The organism is Mycobacterium sp. NTMscope_MAC_12, assembly GCF_976985675.1.
This window is the reverse complement of record NZ_CDRJYY010000003.1, coordinates 1-16,365: the sequence shown is the minus strand read 5'-3', so window position 1 is coordinate 16,365 and position 16,365 is coordinate 1. Positions and strand designations below refer to the sequence as shown.

The 16,365-nt window shown below is 65.3% G+C and carries 18 protein-coding genes; 10 read left to right on the top strand and 8 right to left on the bottom strand.

From position 1 onward, the window contains the following. On the top strand, positions 1 to 1,099 hold a 1,099-nt coding region (locus AC0KS4_RS28630), incomplete at its 5' end, for an NAD(P)/FAD-dependent oxidoreductase (RefSeq protein WP_472408556.1). 307 nt (positions 1,100 to 1,406) lie between these two features. Here the strand turns inward: AC0KS4_RS28630 and AC0KS4_RS28625 are convergent. Then, complete coding sequence (locus tag AC0KS4_RS28625) at positions 1,407 to 4,283, bottom strand: MMPL/RND family transporter (protein WP_054586202.1); 2,877 nt, start codon at positions 4,281 to 4,283, stop codon at positions 1,407 to 1,409. Then, positions 4,280 to 4,711: an MmpS family transport accessory protein gene (locus tag AC0KS4_RS28620; RefSeq protein WP_054586203.1), complete on the bottom strand. Its 432-nt coding sequence runs from the start codon at positions 4,709 to 4,711 to the stop codon at positions 4,280 to 4,282. The genes AC0KS4_RS28625 and AC0KS4_RS28620 overlap by 4 nt, the downstream gene beginning before the upstream one ends. A gap of 407 nt (positions 4,712 to 5,118) precedes the next feature. Between AC0KS4_RS28620 and AC0KS4_RS28615 the strand changes: the two genes are divergently transcribed. From AC0KS4_RS28615 to AC0KS4_RS28605, 3 genes are read left to right on the top strand one after another with little or no spacing between them, the layout of a single operon-like run. Further along, on the top strand, positions 5,119 to 5,439 hold the full coding sequence (locus AC0KS4_RS28615; protein ID WP_082147695.1) for a four-helix bundle copper-binding protein: 321 nt from the start codon (positions 5,119 to 5,121) through the stop codon (positions 5,437 to 5,439). Positions 5,440 to 5,480: 41 nt separating this feature from the next. Continuing rightward, positions 5,481 to 5,822, top strand: coding sequence for a tryptophanase (locus AC0KS4_RS28610; protein ID WP_472408555.1), 342 nt, complete (start codon positions 5,481 to 5,483; stop codon positions 5,820 to 5,822). A gap of 17 nt (positions 5,823 to 5,839) precedes the next feature. Then, positions 5,840 to 6,547 carry a YoaK family protein gene (locus AC0KS4_RS28605; RefSeq protein WP_054586210.1) on the top strand — a complete coding sequence of 236 codons (708 nt, stop codon included), beginning with the start codon at positions 5,840 to 5,842 and terminating at the stop codon, positions 6,545 to 6,547. Between the two features lie 36 nt (positions 6,548 to 6,583). Here the strand turns inward: AC0KS4_RS28605 and AC0KS4_RS28600 are convergent, their stop codons facing one another. The 3 genes from AC0KS4_RS28600 to AC0KS4_RS28590 all read right to left on the bottom strand — a co-directional run bounded on the left by AC0KS4_RS28600 (position 6,584) and on the right by AC0KS4_RS28590 (position 8,551). After that, positions 6,584 to 7,171: a recombinase family protein gene (locus AC0KS4_RS28600; protein WP_472408554.1), complete on the bottom strand. Its 588-nt coding sequence runs from the start codon at positions 7,169 to 7,171 to the stop codon at positions 6,584 to 6,586. 292 nt (positions 7,172 to 7,463) lie between these two features. Next, positions 7,464 to 7,919 carry a hypothetical protein gene (locus AC0KS4_RS28595; protein ID WP_054586195.1) on the bottom strand — a complete coding sequence of 152 codons (456 nt, stop codon included), beginning with the start codon at positions 7,917 to 7,919 and terminating at the stop codon, positions 7,464 to 7,466. Beyond that, positions 7,916 to 8,551 (bottom strand): ParA family protein, encoded by a 636-nt coding sequence (locus AC0KS4_RS28590; protein WP_241777329.1) that lies wholly within the window; start codon positions 8,549 to 8,551, stop codon positions 7,916 to 7,918. The genes AC0KS4_RS28595 and AC0KS4_RS28590 overlap by 4 nt, the downstream gene beginning before the upstream one ends. Before the next feature lie 54 nt (positions 8,552 to 8,605). Between AC0KS4_RS28590 and AC0KS4_RS28585 the strand changes: the two genes are divergently transcribed. The 5 genes from AC0KS4_RS28585 to AC0KS4_RS28565 all read left to right on the top strand — a co-directional run bounded on the left by AC0KS4_RS28585 (position 8,606) and on the right by AC0KS4_RS28565 (position 11,737). Beyond that, a complete protein-coding gene (locus tag AC0KS4_RS28585; protein WP_054586208.1) occupies positions 8,606 to 8,866 on the top strand; it encodes a hypothetical protein in 261 nt (86 codons plus the stop codon). 3 nt (positions 8,867 to 8,869) lie between these two features. Next, positions 8,870 to 9,280 (top strand): putative toxin-antitoxin system toxin component, PIN family, encoded by a 411-nt coding sequence (locus tag AC0KS4_RS28580; RefSeq protein ID WP_082408959.1) that lies wholly within the window; start codon positions 8,870 to 8,872, stop codon positions 9,278 to 9,280. A gap of 269 nt (positions 9,281 to 9,549) precedes the next feature. Then, on the top strand, positions 9,550 to 9,714 hold the full coding sequence (locus tag AC0KS4_RS28575; RefSeq protein WP_162531776.1) for a hypothetical protein: 165 nt from the start codon (positions 9,550 to 9,552) through the stop codon (positions 9,712 to 9,714). A gap of 271 nt (positions 9,715 to 9,985) precedes the next feature. Next, on the top strand, positions 9,986 to 10,231 hold the full coding sequence (locus AC0KS4_RS28570) for a toxin-antitoxin system (RefSeq protein WP_241777330.1): 246 nt from the start codon (positions 9,986 to 9,988) through the stop codon (positions 10,229 to 10,231). A 441-nt stretch (positions 10,232 to 10,672) separates the two neighbouring features. Then, positions 10,673 to 11,737: a helix-turn-helix domain-containing protein gene (locus AC0KS4_RS28565; protein WP_241777331.1), complete on the top strand. Its 1,065-nt coding sequence runs from the start codon at positions 10,673 to 10,675 to the stop codon at positions 11,735 to 11,737. 76 nt (positions 11,738 to 11,813) lie between these two features. Here AC0KS4_RS28565 and AC0KS4_RS28560 read toward each other — a convergent pair whose 3' ends face one another. Beyond that, positions 11,814 to 12,020: a hypothetical protein gene (locus tag AC0KS4_RS28560; protein WP_472408553.1), complete on the bottom strand. Its 207-nt coding sequence runs from the start codon at positions 12,018 to 12,020 to the stop codon at positions 11,814 to 11,816. A gap of 273 nt (positions 12,021 to 12,293) precedes the next feature. On the opposite strand from AC0KS4_RS28560, the gene mobF reads away from it, so the two are divergent. Next, a complete protein-coding gene (gene mobF / locus AC0KS4_RS28555; RefSeq protein WP_472408552.1) occupies positions 12,294 to 15,122 on the top strand; it encodes a MobF family relaxase in 2,829 nt (942 codons plus the stop codon). 351 nt (positions 15,123 to 15,473) lie between these two features. Here mobF and AC0KS4_RS28550 read toward each other — a convergent pair whose 3' ends face one another. Further along, positions 15,474 to 15,740, bottom strand: coding sequence for a YgaP family membrane protein (locus AC0KS4_RS28550; protein ID WP_241777332.1), 267 nt, complete (start codon positions 15,738 to 15,740; stop codon positions 15,474 to 15,476). A 118-nt stretch (positions 15,741 to 15,858) separates the two neighbouring features. Beyond that, entirely contained in the window at positions 15,859 to 16,128 is a 270-nt protein-coding gene (locus tag AC0KS4_RS28545) for a metal-sensitive transcriptional regulator (protein WP_054586200.1), read from the bottom strand. Positions 16,129 to 16,365 lie beyond the last annotated feature (237 nt).

Genomic DNA, 16,365 nt, shown 5'->3' with positions numbered 1-16,365 from the left:
ACTTGAGGTGGCCTGCCGGCTGTCGGAGTCGCTTGCCGGCGAGGCGCAGGTGACCGTGATCGATCGCAACGATTCCTTCTTTTTCGGCTTTTCCAAGATCGATGTGTTGCTCGGTAGGCGCGACGCCGAGGAGGTATTGCTGCCGTATCTGGGGCTAGCCAGCCCGGGTGTGGAATTCCGTCAAGAGCTGATCACCGCCATCGACCCGGAGCATCGCAGAGTACGCACCGAAACCGGTTCCTACGAAGGCGATTTCCTCGTGGTGGCACTGGGCGCCGACTATGACCCCGCGGCCACCCCCGGTTTCGCCGAGGACGGGCATGAGTACTACACATTGTCCGGGGCTGAACGCCTGCGCGACACGCTGCCGGCGTTCGACGGCGGCAATATCGTTATCGGCATCCTCGGTGAGCCGTACAAGTGCCCGCCGGCGCCGTTCGAAGGGGCGTTTTTGCTCGAGGATTACTTCACAGGTCAAGGGTTGCGCGACAAGGTGACGATCACGGTGACCGGCTATATGGGCGCCCCGGTGCCAGTCGCCAAGGAAGTGTCCGAGCCAATCCTTGAGCACATGACCGCCCGCGGCATCACGTTCATTCCGAAGCGCACCGTCTGCCGACTCGACACCGCCGCGAAGCTTGCCGAGTTCGCCGAGGGCGGCGGCGTCCCGTACGACCTGTTCATCGGCATCCCGGTGCATCGGGCACCGCAGGTCGTCGCGGAGTCCGGGCTCGCGCCGCAGGGATGGATACCCGTCGAGAAGGCCAACCTGGCGAGCCGGTTCCCAAACGTGTACGCGCTTGGGGACGTGGCGGCCGCCTACACCGCCAAAGCGGGCGTGTACGCCGAGCGCGCCGCCCAGGTGGTCGCCGACGACATCACCGCGCGTGTGCGTGGCACACCGCCCCCGGCCCCGTATGACGGAGCCGGGGAATGCTTCATCGAATTCGGCCGTGGAGAGGTCGCCAAGGTGTATGCCAACTTCCTCAGCGGCCCCAAACCCACTGGGGTTCTCATCGGCCCAACCGCCGAACTGGCAGCCGAGAAAGCCGAATTCGCCCGCATTCGACGGGAGCGCTGGTTCAGCGGCCTCGCTTGATCGTAGCGCTTACTCAACGGAACTGCTCGACGGTCACCATCACCGAACTCGACACCACTCCACACCCTGGGCATGCCGCCGCCGTCGGCCCGGCGGCCACCACATGCACCACCCGAGTCCCATCGACCAGCCGCTCGACACGCTCGTACCGTCAGACACGGCCCTTAGTTCTTCCATTCGCGTGAAACTTGCAACTTCAGGCTCCGGAAAGGCCAAGTGCCTCCCATGCAACGACACGCCCTATGAGAGCGAAATCACAACTGCCCCTTTAACAATTTGAAGAGCCCTTATGGCATCCCCTCTAACTCTAACGCGGCGCATCCTCACCCAGCAGGAGGGAACGAACCATCCGACGCGGCCCGAAGGGCCGAAGCATGTAGCTGGACGGGCGCGGCCGCACCCGCAGTGGCCACCAGAACCAGCGCCCGAGTAGCGCCGCAATCGAGGGCGTCATCAGCGAGCGGACCACCAGGGTGTCGAACAGCAGGCCGAGACCGATCGTGCTGCCGGCCTGGCCGATGGAGCGCAGATCGCTGGCGATCATGGACATCATGGTGAAGGCGAACACCAGGCCCGCCGCGGTGACGACCTGGCCCGTTTCGCCCACCGAGCGGATGATGCCGGTCTTTAATCCCGCGCCGATTTCCTCCTGGAACCGCGAGACCAGCAGCAGGTTGTAGTCCGAGCCGACTGCCAGCAGGATGATCAATCCAAACACGGGTGCGATCCAGTTCAGTTCCAGCCCGAGAATGTATTGCCAGACCAGCACCGAGAGCCCGAAGGCGGCGCCCAGCGAGATCAACACTGTGCCGACGATCACCAGGGAGGCAACCAGGGCGCGGGTGATCATCACCATGACGACGAATATCAGTGTCAGCGCTGCTATTCCGACGATCAGCAGATCGTAGTGCGAGCCCGACTGGATATCGCGGTAGATGGCCGCCGTGCCGGTGAGGTAGAACCTGGCGTCGGTCAGCGCTGTTCCCTTCACCGCTTGATGGGCGGCGGCCAATTCCGGCATGACCGCAGCAATGCCGGCCGGGGTTGCCGGGTCCGTGTCGTGGGTGATGATGAAGCGCGCGGCCTTGCCGTCCGGCGACAGAAACAGTTTCAGCCCGCGTTGGAAGTCGGGATTGTCGAATGCCTCGGGCGGTAGGTAGAAATAGTCGCCACTCTTGGAGGCGTCGAAGGCCTCACCCATCGCGCTGGCAGTGTCGGTCATCTTCGACATTTGGTTTATCAGGCCCGAGAAGCTGCTGTGCATGGTCAGCAGGCTGTCGCGCATGGATGTCGCGACGGCGATGATCAGCGGGAACTGTTGGCGCATCTGCGGCAGTAGCGTGTCGATGTTGTCCACGTCTTTCAGCAGCGCCTTGATGTTGTCGCTGAATTTGTCGACACCGTCGATCGCCTCGAACACCGACCTCGACGCCCAGCAGGCCGGAATGCTGAAGCAGTGCGGCTCCCAGTAGAGGTAGCTGCGGAACGGTCGCGCGAAATCGTCGAAATCGGCCAGGTGGTCCCGCATCTCGTCGAGGGTGGCCTTCATTTCGTTCATGTCGCCGAGCATGTGATGGGTGGTATTGCTCATCTGGCCCATCAGGTTGTCGATGCGCTGCAGCGATCCGATCACGGCGCCGAGGTCGTCGCTCATCTTGAGCATGTCAGCCGACCGATCCTTCATGAACTGGAGGTTCTCTCGTATCGGAATCGACTGGGCGCTGATTTGGAACGGTATCGATGTGTGCTCGATGGGCCCACCCAACGGGCGGGTGATGCTTTGCACCATCGCGATGCCCGGTGACCGAAAGATATCTTTGGAAAGCCGGTCCAAGATGATCATGTCGCCGGTGTTGCGCATGTCGTGATCGCTTTCGATCATGAGGATGTCGGGGTTCATTGTGGCGGCGCTGAAATGGCGTTCTGCGGCCGCATATCCGACAGTCGAGGGCAGATGCGTGGGGATGTAGAAGCGATCGTTGTAGCTGACCTTCATGCTCGGCATGATCAGGATGCCGACGATGGCGATGGCCAACGAGGTGGCAAACACCGGAGCGGGCCAGCGCACGGCCGCGGTGCCGATGCGCCGCCACCCGCGGGTCTTGGCCATCCGCTTCGGTTCCAGCAGGCCGAATCGGCTGGCCACGGTGACCACGGCCGGCGCCACGGTCAGCGCTCCCGCGATCACCACGAGCAGCCCCAGCGCCGACGGAATACCTAGCATTTTGAAATACGACAATCGCGCCAGGTACAGGCAGAAAGTCGCCCCGGCGATCGTCAGCCCTGATCCCAGGATGACGTGGTAGGTGCCGCGAAACATCGTGTAGTAGGCGGTTTCCCGGTCTTCGCCGGCCTGCCGCGCCTCGTGATAACGCCCGATCAGGAATATCGCATAGTCCGTGCCCGCCGCAATGGCCAGCGACGAGAGCATCGCAACGACGAAGGTCGAAAATTTCAACAGGTCGTAGTTCCCGAGGATCGCGACGAGCCCTCTGGCGGTGCCCATCTCGAAACCGACCATGACCAAAACGAGCAGCACCGTGCTGATGGAGCGGTAGGTGATAAACAGCATGATCATGATGACCACGCCGGTGACGCCCATCATCTTGAACATGCTTTTGTCGGCAGCTTCGTTCATGTCCGTTGTCAGCGCTGCCGGGCCGGTGACGTAGACCTTGAGTCCTTTGGGCGGCGCTGAATCGTCGACGATTTCCCGGACCGCTTTGACGGACTCGTTACCCTGGGTGCTGCCCTGGTTGCCGGCCAGATTGAGTTGGACATAGGCGGCTTTGCCGTCCCGACTCTGGACGCCGGCGGCAGTCAGTGGATCTCCCCACACGTTTTGGACATGCTGCACGTGTTTGGCGTCGGCCTGCAGCTTATGCACCAAACCGTCATAAAAGCGGTGCGCCTGCTCGCCGAGTTCGTTGCCGCTTTCCAGGACAACCATCGCGATGCTGTCGGAGTCGGACTCGTGAAACTTCGCGCCGATGCGCCGCGCGGCGATCTCTGAGGGGGCATCTTTCGGCGACGCCGTCACCGCGTGGTTCCTCGCGACCGACTCGATCGGTGGCACGAACACGTTCACGGCGACCGTCAAAAGCAGCCACGCCAGGATGATCGGCACCGCGAACATGCGCACCCCCCGCATGAACCTCGGACGCGGGTTCCCGTCGCCGCTCATGCGGCCTTCACCAGGCACGAAGTTTGGGCGTGGTGCCCGGCCGAGGATTGCTCGTCTTTGACCTCACCGTTCACCGTGATGCGGCACCCGATGCTGTCGCTGTTGCCTTGGGCGACCACATTGGCGATCACCGCCGGTACCGTCGTCGTCAGCGTGTAGGTCCACGGCAGGCCGGTGAAGCCCGCCTGCTCCGGCTGGGCATATTTGTTCAAGTAGCTCACGCTTCCCGCTGTCCCGCCGGGCCCGTAAACCTCATATGTCACCCGCTTGACATGGAAAGCCACCAGCGGTTCGGCGCTGCTGCCGGTGGCGGAAAAAATCTTCTCGGAGCCGAAGACGCCGCGGAGCCGGTCAACGGCGACACTGCCGAGCGCAACCGCCACCACAACGACCAGCGGTACCCAAACCCGCTTGAGAAAGGTCAACATGGGAGGTCCCCTTCACTCGTGGCCTTTCGTCCGTGCCAGTCAAGTAGTTCCCCTTCACATGGCGCGCCCGGAACGGCCGCTATCTGCCAGCACACTGATGACCTGCCATGGGCTCATACCTTACGGGGTACGGTATGAAGTGGCTATGGCAAGCGAAGGTTGATAGCGCGCGGTGGCGTCCGGTGATGGCGATGCAATGGCGAAGATGCGATCGAGACTTCGGAAGAGCCGGTGGGATCGTCCGGAGCGGGCCGCACCCCAAAAATTCATGCTGATCCCCCTGGTCGAAGCCGAAGAGCCGGACTAGGGTAGGCGCGGGAGTCCCTCCTAAGGTCGCCGCGGGAGAGGCCCCGTTTGTGGCGACGGGGAGTCCCGACTTGGTGATTGACGAGTGAGGAGGTTTTGTCATGACGGTAGCGGCGAACCAGGCCTGTCTGGATGCGTGCGCGGAATGCCAGGCGGCGTGTGAGGCGTGCGCCTACAACTGTTGCGTCAACGATGCGAAGATGGCCGACTGCGCCCGGTTATGCCTGGACTGCGCAGCGATTTGCGCGGCGTGTGTGACGCTGGTGTCCCGCGGGTCGCGTTGGGCGGCCCGGTTGTGCCAGTTGTGCGCGGAGATTTGTGATGCGTGCGCGGCCGAGTGCGACAAGTACGACAACGATTACTGCCGCGCCTGCGCGGCATCTTGTCGCCGCTGCGCTCAGGAGTGCCGGGCGATGGCCTGATCCGATCCAGCGCCGCGAAGTCGGGCGCATCGTCGCTCAGCGTGAATAAGATCGGCGCTAGGTACGGCTTGGGGACGCCAGTGGTGAAACGGCGTCAACCTCCCAATCCGGCAAAGACACCCCCAGACGCCATGGTCGCCTGGCTACTGATTGACGCGGCGGCGCATTGCCTGACCGTTGATCAGCGCACCATGGCCTTCGTCGAATTGGGTTGTGGCGAACACCATCGAGCAATTGAGCGGATTCTCGCGGCCGTTGTTGAGGTCGGCGTTCCGCTACCTGCCGCTGTGCTCAGGATCCTGACAACCTGGCTCGACTTATACGCCGGAAGCCCAGAAGAGCAGCGGTTGCGCACCCTGCTGACGGCCATTACACCAGCATGACCGGACAGGAAGAAACGATGTCAGCACCGCCGGTTGCTGCTGCGGCGTGGGTTTCGCCGGCATCGCGGCTGGCCTATAGCGGGGTACTCGCCGGGATTGCGGGGTTTGTCAATTCGGTGGCGTTGTTGGTGTGGGCGTTTCCGGTGGGCAACCTTACCGCGTTGACCACCCAGGCGGGCATGCATAGCACTTATCCGCTTGTTTATCAGGGCCGCATGATTGCGGCGATCGTGTTCGGATTTTTCGTGGGGGCGACCGCCGCGGGTAGGGTGCTGGCCGCAGCGAGGGCTTTTATCGGCCCGCGTCACGCCGTGGTCTTGCTGGCCGAGGCCGCGTTGCTGGTCGCCGCTGCTGGCCTGGAGCACCCGATCGCCAGGGCTGCGCTCGCCGCGGGTGCGTGCGGGCTGCAAAATGGGATGACCTCCAACTTTCCCGGAATGCCGGTTCGCACCACGCACTTCACTGGAACCATCACTGACCTTGGGCTGCTCGTGGGTCGCAGCTCTGGCCATGGGGTAGACAAGTGGAAGGCCACCGTGCTGACCACGACCGTGGTGTTGTTCGTTGGCGGCGCCGCGGTGGGGGTGCTGATCGGGAACCGGATCGGCGACCATGCGCTGGTTCCCCCCGCCCTAGCCTGTCTGGCGGTTGCGGCGACCATTGTGCTGCATGACCGCCGGCGTAGCGCCCGTGTGGCTCATGCAACGGCCCGGTTGTGGGTGTGATCTTCAGTGTGGCGGCGAGCCTTCGGCGATATGGCGTCACGTGACGCCACCGGCAACTGTGTTCAGGTGGCGGTAGATGGTGGGCCGGGTGACGCCGAACTCGGCGGCGATCTGGGCCACGGTGTAGCGGCGTTTGCCGTGGTCGTCTTTCTCGTCGTACATCTGCCGGGCCAGCTTGGCTTGTCGGGGACCGAGTTTGGGTTTTTGCCCACCGGTACGACCGCGGGCCCGTGCCGCGGCCAGCCCGTCTATCGTGCGCTCCGACATCAACGCATGCTCGAATTCCGCGATCGCGCCGAGGATTTGGAAGAACATGCGGCCGATGGCCGTGGAGGTATCGATGCCCTGGTCGAGCACCACCAAATCCACGCCGGCGGCCTGCAGGCGCTGGGACAACTCGATGAGGTGTTCCAGCGAGCGGCCCAGCCGGTCCAGCTTGGTCACCACCAGCTGATCGCCGGCCCGGTTGGCCGACAGCAGCGCCTTGTCCAGCTCCGGCCGGCGGGCCAGCGTGCCCGACGCCGTATCGAGGAAGACCCGATCACAGCCCGCCGCGGTGAGCGCATCACATTGAGCCTCAGGATGCTGGTCGCGAGTGGAAACCCGCCCATAGCCGATCCGCATAGGCCAGACCGTATCGCCAACCCCCGACACGTTGACGTTGGCGCGGCCACGGCAAGCGTTACAGGCCCATCCTGCTGAAACGCCCGACACGCCTGGCTGTCGCGCGAACGATCGTTACCCACACACCTCACGCACGAACTGCGCCACCTCGTAGCCGGCCAGGGCCAACGCCGCCTCGGCCACCGCTGCCGCCTCCTCCGGGCTAACTGCAGAAACCGCGCTCATCAGTCCTCATAGTCAGACATACATATAGCGATCAATACGCGCGTACATATGGACATACATAACCGCATTACGCCAAGTCAGGATATGCCCGCACAACCGCTGCCGACACCAGCGCTTGCACGCTGGTGTCCTCGTCGGCCGCTAAGCGCTTAAGCGTTCGGTGCATATCACGGGGAAGGTCCAGCGTGGTCCGGGCCCCGCCGCTTGCGCGTCGGTGTGCCATCGAGGCCGCCGCTAATCCTGCGGCGTTCTGCAGGCCAGCATTGATCGCAGCGCGAATCAGTTCCGTCATCGTGGTGTCTGCGTCTAGGGCGCGGCGCTTGAGCCCGGTCCGCAGCGACGACGGCAGGTGCAGCGTGGTGCGCATCGTCTCATGCACTGCGGCTCTGGCTACCGCACTGCTGTCGGGCGCTTCGTCGACGCTTTGAAATGTGCTCGCCGCCCGGGCAGCCGCGGCAGCACCGGTCGGCCGGCGAATCACCGACGCGCGCACCGCATCCGCTGTCGTGGACTTCGCCGTCATACCGGTACCTCCTCAAGCCCTACCGATGCCCACAGCTCGTCGAAAACATCGCCGTAGTCACCCAGATACCGCGGAATGCCGCGGCCGAACGCCCGCTCGACCGCAGTCAGATCCCGCACGACGTTGCGCAGTACCGGCGCGTTCGCCTCAATCAGGCCGCGCGGTACTTCCACCGCCTCCACCTTTCGCATGTCAACGAGAGTCAAAAGGACCGTCGTCGACCGGTGCGCAGTGATATCCAGCGTCGGCCACACCCGGTCAATATCCGCCGCCCGAGGGCCGGTCGGAATGATCACCAGGTCTGCCGAATCAATCGCCGCGTCGATCGCGGCCGCCGTTCCCGGCGGTGTATCCACCAGAACCAGCTCGCCTGGCTCGCTGGACAGCTCCCGCAACCCCGCCGCGGTTACCGGCGTCACATCAAATGGCAGCGGCGTACCCACGTGCGCCGCACGATCCGCCCACGAGCTCGCCGAGCCCTGCGGATCAGCGTCCACCACCCGCGCCGGCACACCCCGCCGCACGGCCGCCGCCGCCAAAAACATGCAGGTCGTCGTCTTCGCGACGCCGCCCTTCGTATGCACAAGTGACCAAATCACGATGCAAAACCATACATCCATATGTGCATCCACATGCGTAGGCAACCCCTCTCGCGTGTCAGCCGTTTTTCTGTTAAAATGGTGATTATGGGGCGAAAGAAGACCACCGTCTACATCGATGAGGCGCTGCTCCGCGCGGCGAAGATAGCCGCCGCACGGTCGGGTAAGCGCGAATACGAAGTCTTCGAGGACGCGCTGCGGCGGCACTTGGGATTCGCTGAGACCCTTGAGCGGATCTGGGCCGGCGTCAGCCCTGAAGAGGCCCCCAGCGAGGAAGAAGCCGCAGAGCTCGCCGCCGAGGAGCTGGCCGCGGTACGAGCGCAGCGGACGCCCCGCCAGGCGGGCTGAGTCCTGGACCAACCACTGCGGGTCGTCATCGACCCCAACGTGTGGGTCTCGGCTGTAATCAACCCGTACGGCACCCCCGCCCGGGTCGCGCAGACCGTAGCTGACGGCGAGGTCACCGCCGTGGCGACCCAGCATCTGCTCGACGAACTCGCCGCCGTGCTGATCCGGCCGAAATTCCGGCGCTGGATCAGCGTCGCCGACGCGATCGCCTTCGTCGAGAGCCTCGGCGGCCATGCTGATCTGCGCGACGATCCGGGACCGCCCAAAACGAAAGTGCGCGACCCAAACGACGACTACCTGGTCGCACTTGCCGACGCTGCCGACGCCGTAATCGTCACCGGTGATAACGACCTCTTGACCGCCGGACTCGAACCACCAGCGATCACGCCCGCTCAGCTTCTCGCACGTCTCTGACACCATCAATATGCGCGTCCATAAGTACGCGCATATTCCTATATGGACTTGCATTACCGCACGTCAAGTGCGATCCACCGGCCCCTCCTCGACCGCGATTGTGGTGGACGTTGGGGGTGGTGGCTGTCAAGCGCCATGCCGCTGCGCGGTCGACCACGGGCCGAGCCTTGACAGCCACCACCCCCACGCACAAGAGCGGCCAGTACGAGGAAGGGGCCAACCAAAGAAGGAGCCGTCACATGTCGGAAGGTCGTCATACCGTGGGTCTCGTGAACATGGATGCAGCCGAGCACTGGCAAGCATGGCTCGACCGATACGGCGAGGACTACGCCACCGACGACGAGCGCCGTGCGGCATACCGGGACTTCAAAGCCAACCTCGCCCGGCTCACCGAAATGTTCTCAGCCGGCGACGACGATCACCGCAACCCGTAACAGCGTTCAGGAATCCGCGCCGCTAAGCGGTTGATGTCAAGCCGATCGCGTACAGATCGCCGACGGGCATATTGGGCAGCAGCGCAACCTGTTCGGCGGCCGGGATCGATGAACACCCGGTGCTCACGGCGTCCCAAGCCCGCCGGCAGACAACCGCAAATGTTGGGCCAATCGTCCGAGGTCACGAACTCCTGCGGCACCAGATCAGATCCTCGTCCGCACCGCAGTTCTCCGTGCCGATCACGAAAACATCACGAGGACACGGCGTGTCGTGAACCAGGTTCAGCCTTTTGCTGGCAGTGTCCAGCCCATGCCGCAGTACAACAAGGGCGACCGGGCCGGCCAGACCATCAGGCCCGAGCGTGAAGTCATGGAGCGCGTCAAGCAACGCGCGGCCGCGGCCGGTGTGTCGTCGGTGTCTCAATACGTGGCCGATCTGCTCGCCGTGCATGTTGGCTTGCCGCATCTAGTTCGCGAATTAAACCGGGACGAGGAGGTTTTGCCGTTGGCGATGTAGTCCCGACGGGACTTGCTTTGGCAGCACGAACATCTCAATAGCCGCGCGGAAGTAGGCCGCCAACAAACGACGAAACCCCCGGCAATGCCGAGGGTTCGTCGTGAGCCGAGGTACCAACTCGGCTCGGGCGGTGCTTTCGCACCATCCCCGAAGGGGTCTGTCTTGCTGGACAGCTCTCACGGTAGCGCATACCCGTCTGCGGTTCTAGACGACGCGCGAAACCGTGACATTCCAGAAGTTGCCCGCCCGTATCGCGGGTGTACCTCGCTGCGGCCGCGGTGTGGTGTGGCGCGTACGCGGCCATGGGCGGCGCGATTGGCGGCTGCCGACCATGATGCTCGCCGGCGATCTGAAGCGGCGGCTTTTGCGGCGATTGTGCTCGAGCTTGGTGAGGCGCCGTGGGCGGGGGTGCCGTGCTGGACAGGTCGGGCTGAGCGGTGGGTGACGTTTACCGTTCCGGTGGCCTATGACTGCCGCTACGACACCCAGGTGCGTCCGGTGATGGGGGACAACCAAGTCAGCCGCACAGCTGTCGTGGTGGTCGCTGCGGCCCGCGCGCGCTACGCCGAGCACGCCACCGGCCGGCAGTGTCGGCCCAGCAATGAGCGCTTGGCCGCGGACACCGGTTACTCGGTGCGCACCGTGCAGCGCGCCGATGCCGCGCTGCGGCTGCTGGGGGTGGCGACTGAGGTGCTGCGCGGGCGCCAACGCACCCTCGTTGAGCGCTTGGCGTCGTGGCGGGTGGGGGACCGTGGCCGCGGCTGGGCATCGGTATGGGCGCTGCACGAGGACGCCCAGCTGGCCCGGCTGGTTCAAGCGCTGTCACCCCATCCCGAAGGGTCTCTTTTTAGTTCCAAACCTTGCGGTGAATCTGTGGTTACTACCGAGGACCGGCGCCCAGGGGGCGTCGGTAGGCGCACCGCTGCGCGGCGCGCGGGCCCGGATGCGGGGGGGTTGGCGCTGGCGCGGGCCTGGCGCGCCGATGCGGGGGCTCCGCCGTGGGCGCGGCGGCACAGCCCGGCGGCGTGGGCGGGGTTGTTGGCCGCGCCGGCAGCACATCAATGGACGCCGCGGGATCTCAACCAGCTCGTCACCGATTGGCTCGGCGTTGGCGGCCGGCGTATCCCGGATTACCCGCACAAGCCGATCGGGCTGTTGGGGGCGATGCTGGCCTGGCATGGCACTGAACACCTCGCCGAACGTCCCGCCGCGCTAGATGAGGCACGCGAGGCTGCCGAGCTCGCGGCGCACCAGACGCACCTTGCCGAACAGCACACCGCGCACACCGAGCACCAGTGCGCCCGCGAGGCCGGCCGGCGCGCACTGGCCAGCAGCGGGCATGCCGCGGCGCGCGCGGCCGCGGCCGCGGCTGCGCGCCGCGCCGCAGACAAACGCACTCAAGCTGTCGCCGAGGATGCCGCGCGCCAGGCGGCCGCGGTGGCCGCGGCCCGCGCGCATGTCGTGCCCAACGCGGCCCGCGGTGAACGCGATTGGGCGCGCTCGTAAGCGCCACTGCTGCGATACCCGAAGCGCTTTGGGTAGCGACTCTAACTATCGGTTGGAAACCGATTTGTTAGGTGCGCTAGGAACGTTGGCGGTGGGTGGTCTGGGTGACGTGGGTGAGGTAGTCGGCCATGCTCATGCGTCCGGCGGCGAAGGCGACCAGGTTGGTGATGTCGCCCGGCGGTGGGGTGGTGGCCTTCCTGGACGCTGGTGGCGATGGCGTTGCGCACGGCGCGCCGGTCGGCGGGCGGCAGCTCGGCGGATAGTTCCCTCGACGCTGCGCCACAGCCGGGCCAGCTCGTCGTCCTCGCCCATGGTCACTAGCTGTCCACTCAACTCTTCCGCAGGTTTATCCGCCTCACCTTTTGCCAAACCCCCCTGCACACCTGGGCTTCCCGCAGCCCCTCCCGCTGACCCCGCCCAGCAACCACATCCCTGCATCCGCGTGTCGCTAGGGCACATTTGCACAAGGGTGTGCGAGGTTGGCTGCTGGCACACGTTTGTGTTGCCAGCAGGGGGGCCGCCTGGCGGCGGCCGGCGCGGCGGAGGTGGTGGCCAAGTGTTGACGATTGCGAAGCTCTCGCGCTGGTCGGTCAACTATTACAACGACACCGCCCGCGCGGCCGGCCAGGCTGCGACTGATCTGCAGCGCGCGGGTGGCGGGTTGGGGGAGTATTACGGCGAGCACGACACCCGCACCCCGGTGTGGGTGTGCACCGGCGACGCCCATCAGGCCGCCGAGTTGGTGGGGTTGAGTGATGTGCAGCGCGCCGGCGGGCAGGCCGATCCGGAGGTGGTGGCGCGCTGGCTCGATGACGGCGCCGCCCCCAACGGAGTATGCGGTCGCGGGTTCGGCAAGCGGTCGGTGCATGGGTTTGATTTGACGTTTTGCGCACCCAAAAGTGTGTCGCTGATCCGTGCGCTGCGCGGTGATGACGTGGCCGACAAAGCGGTCCTTTCCGCGCACACCACCGCCATCGCCGAGGCGCTGGAATACCTCGCCGCGCATGCCGGCTACAGCCGGGTACACAACCCGGCCACCGGTGACAAAGACCTGGTGCGGCTGCCGGGATTAGTCGCGGTGGCCTACCAGCACGAGACGAGCCGCGCAGGAGATCCGCACCTACACACCCATGTGCTGGTGCCGAATCGCCAAGCCCGCGCCGATGGGAAACTGGTGTCGATTGATGGCACGTCGCTGTATCACGAAGCCAAAGCCGCCGGGGTGATCTACCAGGCCACCCTGCGCCGCGAACTGCACCGGTCGTTGGGGTTGGAGTGGGCGCCGGTCGACCCCGGAACGGGGATGGCTGAGATCGCCGGCATCGACCCGGCCAGCATCACCGCGTGGTCGCAACGCTCGACGGCGTTGCGGGAGTGGGCGGCGAACAACCTGGTCGTCGTCGACGGCGCCAAGGTGACACAAGCGCAGTTGGCGGCCGCGCAGAAAGCCACCCGCCCGCACAAACCCGAACAACTCGCCTGGGCGCAACTAGCCCAATCCTGGCGGGCGGACGCGCGCGGTCTAGGACAAGACCGCGCCGCGTTTGTGGCGGCGCGGACGGCGCGGCGGGCGCGCAGCGCGGCGTCAAAAGTACCGTTGGATCGGCGCACCTTGTTGGGCGCGGCCGAGGCGATGGACAAAGCGACCTTCACCCGCGCCGACCTGATCGAGCTGATCGGGGCGCAGCTGCCCGTGGATGCCGAGGGCTCCCCGCGGGAGATGGTGGAGGCTGCCGTCGACGCGCTGGGTTTGCGGGTGAGCGCGCCGCGGTTGGCGCATCAGCGTGAGGGCCATGACCGGTTCACCCTGGAGGCGTTTCTGGCTGAGGAACAAGGCGTGCTGGATCTCGTGGACGCCCACGATGTGCGGGCCCAGATTTGGGTCAACGAGCACGACAGCGCCGGGCTCTCGCCCGACCAGGAACGCGCGGTGTGCAACATTGCGGGTTCGCCGTGGCTGGTGTGCCCGCTGTCGGCGCCGGCCGGGGCGGGTAAGACCACCTCACTGCGCGCGTTGGCCAGTGCGGCGCGCCGGTTTCGGGGTCAGGTGATTGTGGTGGCCCCGACCGGTAAGGCCGTCGATGTCGCCATCCGGGAGGGTGCCGGGGATGTCGGCTACACCGTCGCTAAGGCGGTCACGGCGTTGCGTGACGGAACGTTGTCGTTGCGCCGGCCCGGTGTGGTGATCGTTGATGAGGCCGCCATGGTCGGCACCGACGATCTACGCCGGCTGTTGGCGGCGACCACCAAGGCGGGCATCAAAGCGGTGCTGGTCGGTGATGCCCACCAACTGAGCCCGGTCAAGGCGCGCGGAGGCATGTTCGCCCAACTGTGCACCGACTTGCCGTGGACGCAGACACTGTCGGAGGTGTGGCGGATGCGCGACCCCGCCGAGCGCTCCGCGTCGCTGGCGGTACGCGACGGCGGGCCGGCCCCGGTGCGGCGCGCCGTGGACTGGTACCGCGCGAACGGGCGGTTGCACACCGGCGATGACATCGCGATGGCCGCCGACGCCCTGACCGCCTACCGCGGCGATGTCGAGAACGGGAAGGATGCGCTGCTGATCTGCGACACCAAAGAGATGGCCGATGCGCTCAACCGGCGCGTCCACGACGACACCATCAGCAGCCAGGCGCCGACCGTAACGGCCGCGCGCGGACACCGCATCGCCAAGGGTGATGTGATCATCAGCCGACGCAACGACCCCACCAACCCGGTTCATGACGCCGCGGACTTCGCTAAGACCGCTGATCCGGTGCGTAACGGGCAGCGCTGGCGCGTGTTCGCCGTGGACTCCGACCATGACCGGATTGCCGCGCGCCGGCTCTCTGATGGCGCGCGTGTCGCCTTCACCGGCGACTACCTCCAGGAACATGTCACCCACGGCTATGCGGTCACCGTGCACTCCGCCCAAGGCGTCACCGCCGACACCACCCACGCCGTGCTCGGCGAAAACACCAGCCGCAACCTGCTCTACGTCGCACTCACCCGCGGCCGCGAATCAAATGGGGCGTACTTGTACGAGCGGCGTGCCGGAGAAACCGAACACGAGCACGCCGAAGAGCAGCCGGGTGTGCACGTGGCGCGCCGCGGCACCAGCGCCCAGGCCGCCCAGCTGGTGCGCACGATCATCGCTAACCGCGACGAACGGGCCCGCACCGCGCACGACATCGCCGCCCACACCCAAGACCGAGCGCAGCTTCCCCAGCGGATGCAACACCTGCTGGCCCGGCATACGAACGCCGTACACGCCCGCCGTACTGCCTACGCCCGCTGGCACGATGACATCCTCGATGAGCGGATCGAGCGGCAACGCTTCATCGACGAGCACCTCAGCCGCAGTCAGGATCGCGAGCAAGGCCTCGATTACGGTCTGGAACTTTAGACCAGGCCATCCAGTGTTTTCGACGCTAAAGGCTCGCTAAAGGCGGCTCTTACCAAGGACATTTGGAGCCAGCGCGCCCCGTGGCGGGGTGAGCGTGGTCGTTCACATCAGCGCAATTCAGCTTCTTGCGCAAGCGGCCAGTGGAGCACACGCTGCGCTGCGCCCTGCTAGAGCTAGAAAGACGATCCGCTCAGCGGCGGCGCTCGCCGCGGGTCGCGGGTAAGTGTCGGCAAGACCAATGGGTTCTGGAGGCTAGTCGTTTGCGAATCGCCGCCGATGCCTTGTTAACCGGCGCCAGTGGACAGATGTCCTGCCCACAGCGGAGGCTGATCGCCGGGCGGAGTCGATAGCCTACCGCTCGGCAGCCGTCGAAATCCCCGCGCGATGCAGCAGCACACTTAGTGGACACCAGCCCACTGCCGCGTTGAGCAACAAGTTCGCACCGACCCATCCCGCGAGCAGCCGCAGGAGTCCCGAATGCTCAGATCGCGCGGTCTGCGCGATCTGCGTTGCGAGCACCACAGCCCCGGCTACGAGGCTCACGATCCGCTCGATCGTCCACCCCTCCGGCTTGGGCATCCCGAACATGCCGGGCTCCGTCAACACCTGGTCTTGCATGACAACCCTCCTTGTCAGTTCACCTGCCGACGCCGCGACTGCGCAAGTCGGTTGCGGCGCACGCGAAAAGCGGGCCTGGTCTTTTGCTATCTGTCCGCATCACCCATTTAGGCCACGATTAGGCCAAGGCCAAAAACAGCTTTTCCAGCTCGGTCTCGGTCAACCGCGGTGCCTCGCCTGAGCTGCTCTCGCTGATGCAGTCCCGCAGACCGGACGCCACGATCTTGAAGCCGGCCCGGTCAAGGGCGCGGGAGACCGCCGCGAGCTGGGTGATCACGTCTTTGCAGTCGCGGCCTTGCTCGATCATGGCGATCACCCCGGCGAGCTGACCCTGCGCGCGCCGCAATCGGTTGAGCACCGCGGTGATGGTGTCCTCGTCGCCGAGCATTGAATTCCCCATTTCTGTAGACATCCCAAATACTACCCCAGGGGGTATCTGAGTGTCATCACACCGACCGCTTGAATACTGGTACGGGTACCGGTATGGTCCCAGTCAGTGGGCGAGTACAACCATGGCGTATCCGTCTATCCTGACGGCTGCGAAAGCGCCGTAGCGTGCCCAAGCCCATAGTGGATCGGTTCTTGGCTGACACCCGTCAAAGCGGAAAGGAACTCACCGATGTCT